Genomic DNA, 14,284 nt, shown 5'->3' with positions numbered 1-14,284 from the left:
ACGTCGTGCGCCGGGCCTCCCGTCCGTCCTGTCGTCGCGATCGCGAGCCGCGTCAGGCCCCCAGCCACAGGCTGAGCAGCGAAGCGGCGAGCAGCGCCACCGCGGCTGCGCCGACCGCCAGGGCCGGCACGTCCCAGCCGCGCACGGCGTCGCCGGCGCCGGTGCCGTCGCGGTGCTCGGACCAGCGGTCGAGCAGCACCGTCATCTCGTCGGGCTGTCGCAGGACGGCCCGCTCACCGCGCCGGGCCGGTTTCGGCCGCGGCAGCGACGGCCCACCCCAGCACTGGACCTTGCGGCCGGCGACCGTCTCGATCACGATCTGCCAGCGGAGCCGGACGTCGGCGACGGCCTGCCACGGCACCACGGTGCGGCGGAGCGGGTTGACCACGGTGACCGCGCGCTCGTCGATGACGATGCACGGACGGTAGGTCAGGACCCAGAGCGCCCAGACGAGCACGGCGATCGGGCCGGCGGCACGGAGGACGACGTCCCAGCTCCCCCGGAACGCCGCATCGCCGAGCAGGAACAGGCCCAGGACGGCGACGAGGCCGGACGCCACCGCGCCCCCGCGACCAGCGCGGAGGACGACGGGGCGTCCGGCCTCGTTCGTGTCCAGGTGGATCAGCGTCCGAACTCGAACCCGGCGCCGGGGATGGCGGCCAGGAGGTCCTTCGTGTACTGCTCCTTCGGGGCGGCGAAGACCTCGTCGGTCGTCGCCTTCTCGACGATCTGCCCACGGCGCATGACGCACACGTTGTCCGCGACGAGGCGGACGACCGCGAGGTCGTGCGTGATGAACAGGTACGTCAGGCCGAGCTCGGTCTGCAGCTCGGTGAGCAGGTCGAGGATCTGCCCCTGCACGAGCACGTCGAGCGCGGAGACGGCCTCGTCGAGGACGATGACCTCCGGCTTGAGCGCCAGCGCACGAGCGACGGCGATGCGCTGTCGCTGGCCGCCGGACAGCTCGTTCGGGTAGCGGTTCACCATCGACTTCGGCAGCGCGACCTGGTCGAGCAGCTCGAGCACCCGGGCGCGACGCGAGGCCTTGTCGCCCACCTTGTGCGTGGCGAGCGGCTCGGCGATCGTGTTCCCGACGTTGTACATCGGGTCCAGGGAGCCGTACGGGTCCTGGAACACCGGCTGCACGCGGCGGCGGAAGTCGAAGAGGTCCTTGCCCTTCAGCGCGCCGATGTCGATCCCGTCGAACTGCACGGTGCCGCTCGTGATGCTCTCGAGCTGCAGCACCAGCTTGGCGACGGTCGACTTGCCCGAACCGGACTCGCCGACGAGCGCCGTGGTGGTGCCCTTCTGGATCGAGAACGACACGTCGTCGACGGCCTTGAGCTCACGGGTGGCGAGGCTCTTGCCGCGCAGCTTGTAGACCTTCTCGAGGTTCTTCACCACGATGAGGTCCTCGGCCGGACGGTGCTCGCGTTCCTGGGCCCGGGCGATCAGCTCGGCGTCGTCGTTGCCGGCGTCGGCGATGTCGACGCGCGCGTGCTGCACCTTCGACTGGATGCGACGGCTGGCCAGCGACGGGGCCGCCGCGACGAGCCGCTGCGTGTACGGGTGCTGCGGGTTGGCCAGGATCTCCTTCGAGGGACCGGCCTCGACGACCTGGCCCTTGTACATCACGACGAGCTTCTCGGCACGCTCGGCGGCGAGGCCGAGGTCGTGCGTGATGAACAGCACCGAGGTGCCGAAGTCGCGGGTCAGGCTCTCGAGGTGGTCGAGGATGACGCGCTGGACGGTGACGTCGAGCGCACTCGTCGGCTCGTCGGCGATGAGCAGCTGCGGGCGGCTCGACAGACCGATGCCGATGAGCACGCGCTGGCGCATGCCGCCGGAGAACTCGTGCGGGTACTGCTTCAGGCGGGTCGAGGCGTCGCCGAGGCCGGCCTCCTGCAGGACCTCGACAGCACGGTCACGGACGGCCTTCTTGCCGGTCGCCATGCCGTTCGCACGGATCGCTTCTTCGACCTGGAAGCCGATCGACCACAGCGGGTTGAGGTTCGACATCGGGTCCTGGGGGACGTAGCCGATCTCCTTCCCGCGGATCTCCGACATCTCCTTGTCGCTCAGCCCGACGAGCTCGCGCCCGTTGAACTTGATCGAGCCACCGGTGACCTCACCGGTGCCGGGGAGCAGCTTGATGATCGCCTGGGCGCTCGTCGACTTGCCGGAACCGGACTCGCCGACGATGGCCAGGCGCTCGCCCTGCTCGAGGGTGAGGTTGACGCCGCGGACGGCCCGCACGAGGCCGCTCTGGGTCTTGAAGCCGACCTGCAGGTCGGTGATCTCGAGCAGTGGGGCGCCGGAACCGCCGGTGCGGCTGCTGTTCGTCTGGGTCAGCGTCTCGCTCATCGGCGGGCCCTCGCCTTCGGGTCGAGCGCGTCGCGCACCACGTCACCGAGGAGCAGGAACGCGAGCACGGTGATGGACAGGGCTGCCGACGGCCAGAAGATCGTCGACGGTGCCGTTCGGATCGAGACCTGTGCGGTTCCGATGTCGAGGCCCCAGCTGAGCGCTGAGTCCGGGAGCCCGATGCCGAGGAACGACAGGGTCGCCTCAGCCACGATGAACGTGCCGAGCGACACCGTCGACACGACGATGACCGGGGCCACGGAGTTCGGGATCACGTGACGGACCAGCGTCTTGAAGCGGCTCACGCCGAGCGCGGCCGAGGCCATCACATAGTCGGACTGCTTCGCGCTGAGCACGGCACCACGCATGATGCGAGCGATCTGCGGCCAGGCGAACGCGGCGAGGACCAACGCCACTGTGATCGCGTTCCGCGCCGGGATGACCGACATGATCACGATTGCGCCGAGCACGGTGGGGATGGAGAAGAAGATGTCCGCGATGCGGGACACGATCGTGTCGAGCCATCCGCCGTAGAAGCCGGCGAGAGCGCCGATGATGACACCGACGATCGTGACCAGCACCGTGGCGACGATGCCGACGATCAGCGAGTTCCGTGCACCCCAGATGACACGTGAGTACACGTCGTAGCCCTGGCGGTTGTACCCGAAGATGTGGCCTGCTTCCGAGCCTTCGTTGCTCTTGGCGAGGATCGCCTTCCTCGGGTCGATGTGCGTGAAGAGGCCAGGGAACAACGCCACGACGACGATGAGCAGGATGAGCACGGCGGACACCCAGAACATCGGGCGGACACGCATGGAGTCCCAGGCATCGGTCCAGGTGGACCGGGTCTTCTCGTTCTCGTCGACCTGGTCGACCGCTTGGAGCGGGGTCTCCTCGATCGGAGCGACGTAGTGCGTCGCCGAGCGGGATGCGGCGTTACTTGGCATAGCGGATCCTCGGGTCCAGGACGGCGTAGAGCAGGTCGACCAGGAGGTTGGCGAGCATGAAGATGATGACCATCACGGCGACGAACGACACGACGGTCGGTCCTTCGCCGAGCTTGACGGCCTGGAACACCGTGCCACCCACACCGTGGATGTTGAAGATGCCCTCGGTCACCACGGCGCCGACCATCAGGTTGCCGATGTCGACACCCAGGTACGTCACCACGGGGATGAGTGAGTTGCGGAAGATGTGCACGCCGACGACACGACGACGGGGCAGGCCCTTGGCCGTCGCGGTGCGGACGAAGTCAGCACTCATGTTCTCGGCGACGCTCGCGCGCGTCAGACGCACGATGTACGCAAACGACACCGAGGCGAGCACGATCGCGGGCAACACGAGTTCGTCCCACGGCGCTTCGCCGGACACCGTCACCCGGAACAGTCCGAGGTTGATGCCGAAGACGTACTGCAGCAGGAACCCGACGACGAAGGTCGGGACCGAGATGAGCAGCAGCGACACGACGAGTGCGGTGGCGTCGAACAGCTTGCCCTTGCGCAGACCAGCGATGACACCGACGACGATGCCGGCGACCGATTCGAACAGCAGCGCCAGGATCGCCAGACGGGCGGTGATCGGGAACGCCGAGGCGAGCTGCGAGCTGACCGGCAGACCCGAGTACGTCACGCCGAGGTCGCCGCGGAACACGCCGCCGATCCAGAGCAGGTACTGCACGATGAACGGCTTGTCGAGGTTGTACTGCTGTCGCAGCTGCTCGATCACCTGCGGTGTCGGCTGGCGGTCGCCGAACAGCGCGGCGATCGGGTCGCCGGGCAGCGAGAAGACCATGAAGTAGATGAGGAACGTGGCCCCGAAGAACACGGGGATGAGTTGCAGGAGGCGCTTGCCGAGGTACCAGAGCATCAGATCACTGCCCGGTCCGGAGCGATGTCGATCAGGTTCATTGTGGTGAGGGGTGGACGGTCCGAGGGTCGGCACGGAAGTCCGGTGCGGGAGGGCGCCCGCGGTGTGGGGGAAGGTCTTACCGCCGCGGTACGGGGGTTCGGGGGCCATGTGGCCCCCGAACCCCCGTCCGGTGGTCGCGAGGCAGGATACCTGCTCGCGTGGTGGTCTCTACGAGACCAGGGTCAGTTCTTGACCTCGACGTCGTAGTACAGCGGCACCGAGTTCCAGCCGAACTTGACGTTCGACACCTTGTCCGCGTTCCAGACACCGGTGACGTTGGAGTACCAGAGCGGGATCTCGGGCAGGTCCTCGAACAGGAGTTCCTGAGCCTGGTCGAAGATCTTGTTGCCCTCTTCGACAGTGGCTGCCGAACGGCCCTTCGCGAGCAGCTCGTTGTACTCGGCCGAGTCGTAGCGCGCGTAGTTGCTCGACGAGCCCTTGCCCATGGTCGGGCCGAGGAAGTTGTACAGCGAGGGGTAGTCGGCCTGCCAACCGGTGCGGCTGCCGCCCGTGAGCTTGTCGTTCGTCTGGAGGTCGAGGGCCTCCTGGAACGTCGGGATCGCGTTGCCTTCGGCCTTGATGCCGAGCGTGCTCGAGATCGAGTTCGTGACCGCGGTCACCCATGCCTGGTGGCCACCATCGGCGTTGTACGTGATGGTGAGGGTGTCGTCGTACTTCGAGATCTTGTCGGCCTCGGCCCAGAGCTTCTTGGCCTCGGACTTGTCGTACTCCAGGACGTCAGAGCCCTCGAGGTCGTCGTTCCAACCGGCGATCACCGGCGAGGTGAAGTCCTTGGCCGGGGTGCGGGTGCCGTCGAAGATCTTGTCGGTGATCTCCTTGCGGTTGATCGCCATCGAGACGGCCTCGCGACGGAGCTTGCCCTCTTCACCCTTCCAGTGGTCCAGGTAATAGGGCAGGTAGATGCCCTGGAAGATCGCGGCGGGCTGGTTGACGTTCGAGTCCGGGAAGTCGGACTTGTACGTCTGGAAGTTGGCGTCCGGCACGGCGTCGAGGACATCGAGGTTGCCGCCCTGAGCATCCGCGTAGGCGGTGTCCTGCGAGGTGTAGAACGTGATCGTCAGACCACCGTTCTTCGGCTTGCGCTTGCCCTCGTAGTCCTTGTTGGCGACGAGCTTGATGGACTGGTTGTGGGTCCAGGCCTTCTTGCCGTCGAGCTTGTACGGACCGTTGCCGATCGGGTTCTCACCGAACGCCTTGGTGTCGTCGTAGAACGCCGACGGCAGCGGCACGAAGGCCGAGTAGCCGAGCGAGAGCGGGAAGTCGGACTGTGCCGACTTCAGCTTCACGGTGAACTCGTCGTCGTTCACGACCTTGAGGCCGGTGAGCTCGGAGTCCTTCTCGGCGTTGTACCCCTCGATGTTCTCGAAGAAGTACGAGGCGCTCTGCTTGTTCGAGAACTGGGCCGCCCAGTTCCACGCCTTCGTGAAGGACTCGGCGGTGACCTTCTCGCCGTTCGTGAAGGTGTAACCCGTGTTCAGTTTGATGTCGAAGGTCTTCGAGTCATCGGTGTCGATGCTCTTCGCGACCTCGTTGACGGGCTTGCCGTCGGCGTCGTACGAGACGAGGCCCTCGAACAGCGAGTCGATGACCTTGCCGCCACCGGTCTCGGTGGTGTTCGACGGGATGAGGGGCTTCTGCGGCTCACTCCCGTTCGTGGTGACGATCCCGGACGCGTTCGCCGAGCCCGAGCCACCCCCGTCGGAGCTGTTGCTGGAGCAGGCGGTCAGGGCGAGTGCTGTGGCCCCGAGCACGGCGAGGGCTGAGAGCCCGGCGCGCTTCTTGATCAAGGTTCCTCCTGGTGCATGGGACGCGCAGGGCACAGCGGTGTCGCCCGGGCGCGTTTGACCTTTGCAGCGTAGGCAAGGTGAACAGCGGCGTCCAAACCCAGGGGCGAACGGTTACACGCCGGTAACCAACTTGCACGATCCTTGCGACAAGATGCAACATTCGCGCGCGTGCCGGTGAAGGGTGCGTTTTTGTTGCATCCGCATGAAATCCATTGCACTCCGTCACACTTCTGTGCAAGTCGGGGTACGGCCGAGCATCGCTCAGGGGTACGGCTCGGGGGCTGCGTCGAGCGGTCAGGACCTGCCGTGGGTGGCACGCCGAGTGGTCACGAACTGTCGGTTGGCGAGGGTCCGGACGACGGTTCGTGACCGCTCGGCGGAACTGAGCGGGGTGTCGTGACCAGCCGGGACGGGACCGTGCCGCCGGCCGGACACGACCGTGCCCCGCCCGGAGGACCGGACGGGGCACGGGGCGCACGGCGACGACGGGGTGTCGGCGCCGGTCGGGATCAGGCGAACGCCTCGATCGGCGGGCAGGCGCACACCAGGTTGCGGTCGCCGTAGGCCTGGTCGATCCGACGCACCGGCGGCCAGTACTTCCGGCCGCTGATGCCCGGCAGCGGGTAGACGGCCTGCTCGCGGGTGTAGGCGTGTGCCCACTCCCCCGAGATCACCGACGAGGCGGTGTGCGGGGCGTGCACGAGCGGGTTGTCGTCCGCCGGCCACTCCCCGCGCTCGACCGCTGCGGCTTCGGCCCGGATCGCGAGCATGGCGTCGACGAAGCGGTCGAGCTCGGCGAGGTCCTCGCTCTCGGTCGGTTCGACCATGAGCGTGCCCGCCACCGGGAACGACATCGTCGGCGCGTGGAACCCGTAGTCGACCAGGCGCTTCGCGACGTCGTCGACCGTGATGCCGGTGGTGTCACGCAGCGGGCGGAGGTCGAGGATGCACTCGTGCGCGACGAGTCCGTCGTCGCCCGTGTAGAGCACCGGGAACGCGTCGCGCAGACGAGCAGCGATGTAGTTCGCGCCGAGGACCGCGGCCTCGGTCGCACGGGTGAGGCCCTCGAGCCCCATCATCCGGACGTAGGTCCACGTGATCGGCAGGATGCTCGGGCTGCCGTACGGCGCCGCACTGACCGGGCCGCCGGCGTGGGCCAGGCGGTCGTCCGCCTCGGCGGCGGTCGCGCCGGAGCGCCGGTCGGCCTGCTGCGCGAACGGGTGACCGGGCAGGAACGGTGCCAGGTGCGCCTTCGCGGCGACGGGTCCCACGCCGGGGCCACCACCGCCATGCGGGATGCAGAAGGTCTTGTGCAGGTTGAGGTGCGACACGTCGCCCCCGAAGTCGCCGAAGCGGGCGTGGCCGAGCAGCGCGTTGAGGTTCGCGCCGTCGACGTAGACCTGGCCGCCGGCGTCGTGCACGGCGTCGCATATCTCGCGGATGTCGTGCTCGTAGACGCCGTGGGTGGACGGGTACGTGATCATCAGGGCCGCGAGGGTGTCGGCGTGGGCGGCGACACGGGCCCGGAGGTCCTCGAGGTCGACGTTGCCGTTCTCGTCGCAGGCCACCACGACGACCTTCATGCCGGCGAGCACCGCGGACGCGGCGTTCGTGCCGTGCGCGCTCGACGGGATGAGGCAGACCGTCCGGTCCTCGTCGCCACGAGCCTGGTGGTACCCACGGATGGCCAGCAGGCCGGCGAGCTCACCCTGGCTGCCGGCGTTCGGCTGCAGGGACACGGTGTCGTAGCCGGTGACCTCGGCGAGCCACGACTCGAGGTCGCCGATCATGTCGAGGTACCCCTCGACGTCCTCGCGCGGTGCGAACGGGTGGATGTTCGCGAACTCCGGCCAGGTCACGGCGGCCATCTCGGTCGCCGCGTTGAGCTTCATCGTGCAGCTGCCGAGCGGGATCATGCCGCGGTCGAGCGCGTAGTCCTTGTCGGACAGGTGCTTGAGGTACCGCATCATGCGGGTCTCACTGCGGTGTGCGCTGAACACGGGGTGCGTCAGGTAGTCGCTCTCGCGCTGCAGGGCGGCCGGGAGGCCCGTGGCCGCGTCGCGCACGGCGGTCTCGGTCGCGGGGACGGTGACGTCCACCGCCCCGAGCACGCCCGCCAGCGCCACGACGTCGTCGGGCGTGGTCGTCTCGTCGACGGACAGCTGGAACGTGTCGGCGTCCACGACGTGCAGCAGGTAGCCGGCGTCCTGCGCTGCCGCGACGATCGCCTCGGCGCGACCGACGGCCCGCAGCGTCAGCGTGTCGAAGAAGGCGTCGTGCGCGACCTCGACCCCGGCGTCACGCGCCACGGCGGCGAGCGCACCGGTGGTGCGTGCGACCCGGCCGGCGATGAACCGCAGCCCCTCGGGCCCGTGGTAGACCGCGTACATCGAGGCCATCACGGCGAGCAGGACCTGCGCGGTGCAGATGTTGCTCGTCGCCTTCTCGCGGCGGATGTGCTGCTCGCGGGTCTGCAGGCTGAGGCGGTAGGCCATCTGACCGTCGGCGTCGAAGGACACCCCGACCAGGCGACCGGGGAGCTGGCGCTCGAGGCCGGCGCGCACCGCGAGGTAGCCGGCGTGCGGGCCGCCGAAGCCGAGCGGGACGCCGAAGCGCTGGCTCGTCCCGACAGCCACGTCGGCACCCAGGTCGCCGGGGCTGGCGAGCAGGGTCATCGCGAGCAGGTCGGCCGCGACGACGGCGATGCCGCCACCGGCGTGGACCCGCTCGATGACGGACGACGGGTCGACGATGCGGCCCGAGGCGCCCGGGTACTGCAGGATGACGCCGAACGCGCCGTCGAGCTGGTCGTCGCTCGGGCCGTCGGCAGCGTCGAACGCGCGCAGCGTGATGCCCACGGCGTCGGCACGGTGGTCGAGCAGTGCACGGGTCTGCGGCAGCAGGTCGGCGTCGACGAGGAACGCGTCGCCCTTGACCTTGGACGCGCGGCGGGCGAGGAGCATGCCCTCGACCACGGCGGTGCCCTCGTCGAGCATCGAGGCGCCGGCGGTGGCCATGCCGGTCAGGTCGGACACCATCGTCTGGAAGTTGATGAGTGCTTCGAGGCGGCCCTGCGAGATCTCCGGCTGGTAGGGCGTGTACGCCGTGTACCAGCTCGGGTCCTCGAGCACGTTCCGCTGGATCACCGCGGGCGTGTGCGTGCCGTGGTAGCCGAGGCCGATCATGGCGCGGCGGACGGTGTTGCGGCCGGCCTTCGCGCGGAGCTCGGCGAGCGCCTCGGTCTCGCCGACGGCACCCGGGATCACCGAGTCGGCGACGGGGCCGACGTGGATGGACTCCGGGATCGCCGCACGGACCAGCGCGTCGAGCGACGGCTGCCCGACGACGTCGAGCATGGTCTGCTGGTCAGCCGGGGTGGTGCCGATGTGGCGGTCGGCGAAGGACGTCTGGAGGTTCTCGAACGCGGTCATGCGATGGAGGCCCGGTACGCGTCGTGGTCCATCAGGTCCTCGGGGAACGAGGTGCCGTCGACCTTGATCTTCACGAGCCAGCCGGCACCGAACGGGTCCTGGTTGACGGTGTCGGGGGTGTCGACGACGGCGTCGTTGACCTCGACGACCTCGCCCTCAATCGGGGCGAAGAGCTCGCCGACGCTCTTGGTCGACTCGATCTCGCCGATCTGGTCGCCGGCGGTGGTCGCGGTGCCGACGGCGGGGAGCTCGACGTAGACGACGTCACCGAGCTGCTCGGCGGCGTGGTCGGTGATGCCGACGGTGACGGTGTCGCCCTCGACGAGCAGCCACTCGTGGTCGGCCGTGTACTGGAGTGCGGTCTGGTCGGTCATGGGGTCAGCCTTTCGAGGCGCGGCGGTAGAAGGGGAACGCGGAGACCGTGCTGGGGACGGCAGTCCCGCGGACGTCGATGTGGAGGACCTGTGCCCCGTCCGACACGGCGGCGAGCGCGGCCGGGTCGACGAAGGCCATCGCGACGGGGTGTCCGAGCGTCGGCGAGAGCGCGCCCGAGGTCACGGTGCCGACGACCGTGCCGTCGAGCACGACGTCGTAGCCGGCTCGAGGAGCACGGCGGCCCTCGGTCACCAGACCGACGAGCACCCGGGCGTCCGCCGACGGGGTGACGCCGGCCGCGCCGACGAAGTCGCCGTCCTTGGCGACGACGCGGCCGAGGCCGGCCTGGGCCGGACGGACGTCGGTGCCGAGCTCGTGCCCGTAGAGGGGCATGCCTGCCTCGAGTCGCAGGGTGTCGCGTGCGGCGAGCCCGGCGGGGACGACGCCGCGGTCGGCACCGGCCTCGAGCAGGGCGTCCCAGAGCACCGGGGCGGTGTCCGGGTCGGTGTAGACCTCGAAGCCGTCCTCGCCGGTGTACCCGGTCCGCGCGACGAGCACGTCGGCACCGTCGAACACCGCGTGCAGCACGCGGTAGTAGCCGAGTTCGTCGAGCGGGTTCTCGGGCTGCAGGCGGTCGGCGACGACGAGCGCGTCGAGCGTGCCGGCAGCCGCGGGGCCCTGGATCGCGACGAGGGCCGTCGTGTCGGAGTCGTCGGAGACCTCGACGTCGAAGCCGTCGGCCCGGGCGGTGAGCGCGGTGACGGCCACGTCGCGGTTGGACGCGTTCGCGACGACGAGGAAGACGTCGTCGTCGGTCCGGTACACGACGAGGTCGTCGAGGATCCCGCCGTCCTCGGCGAGCAGCAGCGAGTACTTGGCGCGGCCGATGGGCATCGTGCCGAAGGAGCCGGCGAGCGCGTGGTCGAGGAAGGCGACGGCATCGCTGCCGGTCACCCCGATCTCGGCCATGTGCGACAGGTCGAAGACGCCGGCGGCCTGGCGCACGGCGTGGTGCTCGGCGAGGTCCGACGAGTAGCGCACGGGCATGCGGTACCCGGCGAAGTCGGTGAAGGTCGCACCGGCGGCCTCGTGCACGGCTTCGAGCGGCGACGAACGCTGACCCGGCGTGGGCAGTGGGGACGGACTCATGGCGGAGTTCTCCTGGCATCGGCAGGGCCCGGCGACGATCGCCGGGTGGAACTCCCCCTCTGTCATGGGCCTGAGAGTTTCACCGCGGCCCGTGAGGTCCGGCGGCTTTCACCGTGGGCGAGACGACCGAGCGTCTGCTTTTCAGAGTGGCCTGTCCGCTGCGGTGTGGGACCTGAGAGATTGACGGGGGGATTGCTCCTTCGGTGCCGTGCGTGCGCCCGAGGGCACGACGTACCCGAGGGCACGATGTACCCAGAGGCACGACGTACCCGGAGGTACGTGCACGGCGTCTCCCGCGACGGATGAACGGCCGGTGTGTTCAGTTGTCCGCGACGAGCATACCGAGGCCGCGTTTCGAGCGTGTGTCGCGAGCGAGCCTTCGACATCTCGTAGAATACGGGGATGGCCGGACAACGATCGCGCCCCCGCGGGCAGCTGGAGCAGGCGGTGCTCGACGCACTCCGCTCCGCCGACTCCGGGCGCACCGCACGCCAGGTGCTCGACGCGTTCCCGGAGCCCCGCCCCGCGCTGACGACCGTCCTCACCGTGCTCGACCGCCTCGGCCGGAAGGGCCAGGTGGAACGGGAGCAGCACGACGACGCTCCCCTGACGTTCCGCGCCGTGCACAGTCGTGACGAGCAGACCGCGTCGCTGATGTCGAGCGCGTTGGCCGCGTCGTCCGACCGTGAGGCCGCACTGCTGCAGTTCACCGGCTCGCTCGCCTCGGACGACCTCGAGGCCCTGCGCCGCGCCCTCGACGCCCGCGCCCGCTCCTGACCGGCTGCGCACCGTGGTCGTCGCAGGCATCGCGCTCATCGTCCTCGCACTCGCGGTGGTGGTGTTCGCGCCCCGGGTCCTGACCCGTTCCGCCTGGACGATCGACCTGCCCCGCACCGCGCTGGTCTGCTGGTCGGTCGCGGTCCTGCTCGGCGTCGTCGGCTTCGTGGCCGGCATCACCCTCGTGGTGCTCGCCGACCGTCCGGTCACCGAGCTGTTCGGCGGGGACGGCTCCCCCACGCACGGCTTCAACGTCGGCGTCGCGCTGCTCGCGGTCGTCGCGTTCGTCGTCGCGGTCCGGGTGCGCCCCGGCCCGGAACACGAGGCCGTCCGGCAGGCGATGCGTTCCGGCGTCGCCCCGCACCGAGAGATCGACGGCACCCCCGTCGCCGTCGTCGAGGCCGACCACGCACTGGCGTGCGCCGTGCCGGGTCGGAGCGGTGGCGTCCTCGTCAGCACCGGCTTGGCAGACCGGTTGCGCACCGACGAACTGGAGGCCGTGGTCGCCCACGAACGCGCCCACCTGACCCAGCACCACGCGGCTGCGGTCGCGGTCGCCGAATCGATCGAACGTGCGGTCCCGTGGGTGCCCGGTGCGCGCGCCATGGCGCGGTCGACGCGTGTGCTCGTGGAGTTCGCCGCGGACGACGCGGCGGCCCGTCGCGTCGGACGCGACGCCCTGCGCCGGGCGGTGCTGGTGGCGGACGGGAGCAGCGCGCTCGGCGCGATCCGCGCCTCCAGGCTGTCGTGACGCACCATGTGTCGGGGGCGAGGCATATGGTGATCGGACCGTGAAGCCACTGACCGAAGCCGACATCCGATCGTCGTTCGTGAACGCCACCCCCGACGAACTCGCACAGCTGCCCATCCCGGGCCTGCACGAGACCCTCTGGGACGAACGCGAGTTCCTGGGCTGGCGCGACCCGCAGGCCGCCCGCCGCGGGTACATCGTGTCCTGGATCGACGAGCGCCCCGTGGGCATCGTCGTCCGGTCCGCCGGTGGCTCGCTGCGCCCCGGCATCGCTGCGATGTGCTCGTTCTGTCACTCGCCGCAGCCCGCGACCCAGGTCCGGCTGTTCTCCGCAGCGCGTGCCGGCGAGTCCGGGCGCAACGGCAACACGATCGGCACGTACATCTGCGAAGACCTCGGGTGCCCGATGCTCATCCGCACCGCGCCCCCGCACCTGAACCCGCCCGCGACCATCGCGATGCGTGGCGCCTCCCTGCTGCAGCGCGTGCAGAACTTCACCGCGGACATCACCAAGACGGCGTGAGCCGGTTCGGCACCGCCCGCTGGGCCGTGGTCGAGGAGCTCGGCGACGGCCGGTGGCGGCTGACGCTGCGGGACGAGGCCGACGACGAACTCGGCGCGTTCGGTCTGGGCGTCGAGGGGCCGTGGGACCCCGACGTCGAGCCGCACGTCGGGTTCGTGCTCGTCCAGCTCGGCCTGACGCTGCGCGGCGCTCGGCCGTGGCGGCTCGACGAGCTCGGTGACCACCGGGCGCCCGTCCTGTCGCTCGGCTGAACGAGGACGCCCGAACGGCGTCCGCTCGCGCAGCAGGTCCGCTCGGTCAGCCCGCGGCGACGAAGTTGCGCAGGATCTCGCGGTCGTCGTCGGCGCGCATCGCCCAGGCGAGTTCGCTGCGGTGGTCGCTGCCCTCGAGCGGCAGGAGCGCCACCGTGTCGGGTGCGGCGAGCGCAGCACTCTCCGGCACCACCGTGACACCGAGGCCCACCCCGACCAGGTGCAGCACGGTCGCCCAGGTCGTGGCCTCCTGCACGATGACCGGGCGGCGGCCACCGGCGGTGACCGGTGCGAGGTTGCGCTCGGTCGCCAGGGCCCCCGCGACCGCCGGGAAGAACACGAACGGCTCGTCGACCAGTTCGGTGCCGCGGATGTGATCCCGATCCGCCAACCGGTGACCGCGCGGCACGGCGGCGACGAAGGCCTCGGACCGGAACGGCAACAGCCGCACGGCGGGGTCCGGGTCGGCATCACGGACGACGGCGAGGTCGAGCTCGCCGCGGGCGATCCGGGCGAGCAGGGTCGACGAGTACCCCTCGGTCAGTTCCACCCGGACCAGCGGGTAGCGCTCCCGGAACGCCTGCACGCGTTCGATCGGACCGAGGGGCAGCGCGGAGACGACGAACCCGACGTCGAGCCGACCGACCTCGCCCCGACCGACCCGCACCGTCTCGTCGAGGTCCCGTCGCACCTGCCCGAGCAGCGATCGCGCACGCCCCTGCAGCACCCGGCCGGCGGCGGTCAGGGCCACACTGCGGCTGGTCCGGACGAACAGGTCGACCCCGAGCGCGCGTTCGGTCCGCCGGATCTGCTGGGACAGCGCGGGCTGAGCGATCCGCAGCTGCTCGGCAGCACGGCCGAAGTGCAGCTCGTCGGCGACGGCGAGGAACGCCCGCAGCTGCCGGAGGTCCACGTCCGGTTCGCGATCCATGCACACAGGCTATCGA

The 14,284-nt window shown here is 69.9% G+C and carries 13 protein-coding genes and 1 riboswitch; of the genes, 4 read left to right on the top strand and 9 right to left on the bottom strand.

The features are described from left to right. Window positions 1–52: 52 nt before the first annotated feature. The 8 genes from DEJ04_RS03920 to gcvT all read right to left on the bottom strand — a co-directional run bounded on the left by DEJ04_RS03920 (window position 53) and on the right by gcvT (window position 11,035). Entirely contained in the window at window positions 53–559 is a 507-nt protein-coding gene (locus DEJ04_RS03920; protein ID WP_111046307.1) for a PH domain-containing protein, read from the bottom strand. A 62-nt stretch (window positions 560–621) separates the two neighbouring features. Next, window positions 622–2,364, bottom strand: a complete 1,743-nt coding sequence (locus tag DEJ04_RS03915; protein WP_111046306.1) for an ABC transporter ATP-binding protein — start codon at window positions 2,362–2,364, stop codon at window positions 622–624. Next, window positions 2,361–3,311, bottom strand: a complete 951-nt coding sequence (locus DEJ04_RS03910; RefSeq protein ID WP_111046305.1) for an ABC transporter permease — start codon at window positions 3,309–3,311, stop codon at window positions 2,361–2,363. Before DEJ04_RS03910 ends, DEJ04_RS03915 begins: the two co-directional genes overlap by 4 nt. Next, a complete protein-coding gene (locus DEJ04_RS03905; RefSeq protein ID WP_111022607.1) occupies window positions 3,301–4,230 on the bottom strand; it encodes an ABC transporter permease in 930 nt (309 codons plus the stop codon). Before DEJ04_RS03905 ends, DEJ04_RS03910 begins: the two co-directional genes overlap by 11 nt. 224 nt (window positions 4,231–4,454) lie before the next feature. Then, window positions 4,455–6,080 (bottom strand): ABC transporter substrate-binding protein, encoded by a 1,626-nt coding sequence (locus DEJ04_RS03900; protein ID WP_111022606.1) that lies wholly within the window; start codon window positions 6,078–6,080, stop codon window positions 4,455–4,457. A 509-nt stretch (window positions 6,081–6,589) separates the two neighbouring features. Next, window positions 6,590–9,511 carry an aminomethyl-transferring glycine dehydrogenase gene (gene gcvP, locus DEJ04_RS03895; protein ID WP_111046304.1) on the bottom strand — a complete coding sequence of 974 codons (2,922 nt, stop codon included), beginning with the start codon at window positions 9,509–9,511 and terminating at the stop codon, window positions 6,590–6,592. Next, window positions 9,508–9,885, bottom strand: a complete 378-nt coding sequence (gcvH, locus tag DEJ04_RS03890) for a glycine cleavage system protein GcvH (RefSeq protein ID WP_017887079.1) — start codon at window positions 9,883–9,885, stop codon at window positions 9,508–9,510. The genes gcvP and gcvH overlap by 4 nt, the downstream gene beginning before the upstream one ends. Before the next feature lie 4 nt (window positions 9,886–9,889). Continuing rightward, a complete protein-coding gene (gene gcvT, locus DEJ04_RS03885; RefSeq protein ID WP_111046303.1) occupies window positions 9,890–11,035 on the bottom strand; it encodes a glycine cleavage system aminomethyltransferase GcvT in 1,146 nt (381 codons plus the stop codon). Between the two features lie 49 nt (window positions 11,036–11,084). Continuing rightward, a riboswitch (glycine riboswitch) is annotated at window positions 11,085–11,190 on the bottom strand. Window positions 11,191–11,437: 247 nt separating this feature from the next. Here gcvT and DEJ04_RS03880 point away from each other — a divergent pair. Genes DEJ04_RS03880 through DEJ04_RS03865 form a run of 4 tightly spaced genes read left to right on the top strand, consistent with a single transcriptional unit; the run spans window position 11,438 to window position 13,337 of the window. Beyond that, window positions 11,438–11,812: a BlaI/MecI/CopY family transcriptional regulator gene (locus DEJ04_RS03880; protein WP_110864431.1), complete on the top strand. Its 375-nt coding sequence runs from the start codon at window positions 11,438–11,440 to the stop codon at window positions 11,810–11,812. Between the two features lie 13 nt (window positions 11,813–11,825). Next, window positions 11,826–12,563, top strand: coding sequence for a M56 family metallopeptidase (locus tag DEJ04_RS03875; RefSeq protein ID WP_071404179.1), 738 nt, complete (start codon window positions 11,826–11,828; stop codon window positions 12,561–12,563). Window positions 12,564–12,603: 40 nt separating this feature from the next. Next, window positions 12,604–13,086 (top strand): FBP domain-containing protein, encoded by a 483-nt coding sequence (locus DEJ04_RS03870; RefSeq protein ID WP_027464546.1) that lies wholly within the window; start codon window positions 12,604–12,606, stop codon window positions 13,084–13,086. After that, window positions 13,083–13,337, top strand: a complete 255-nt coding sequence (locus DEJ04_RS03865; protein WP_111022602.1) for a hypothetical protein — start codon at window positions 13,083–13,085, stop codon at window positions 13,335–13,337. The genes DEJ04_RS03870 and DEJ04_RS03865 overlap by 4 nt, the downstream gene beginning before the upstream one ends. 46 nt (window positions 13,338–13,383) lie before the next feature. On the opposite strand, the gene DEJ04_RS03860 is transcribed toward DEJ04_RS03865, so the two are convergent. Beyond that, window positions 13,384–14,268, bottom strand: a complete 885-nt coding sequence (locus tag DEJ04_RS03860) for a LysR substrate-binding domain-containing protein (RefSeq protein ID WP_111046301.1) — start codon at window positions 14,266–14,268, stop codon at window positions 13,384–13,386. Window positions 14,269–14,284 lie beyond the last annotated feature (16 nt).

This window comes from Curtobacterium sp. MCLR17_044, assembly GCF_003234435.1.
GTDB classification, from domain to species: domain Bacteria; phylum Actinomycetota; class Actinomycetes; order Actinomycetales; family Microbacteriaceae; genus Curtobacterium; species Curtobacterium flaccumfaciens.
Note: the sequence above shows the minus strand (reverse complement) of the source record. Positions and strands in the feature narration are given on the sequence as shown.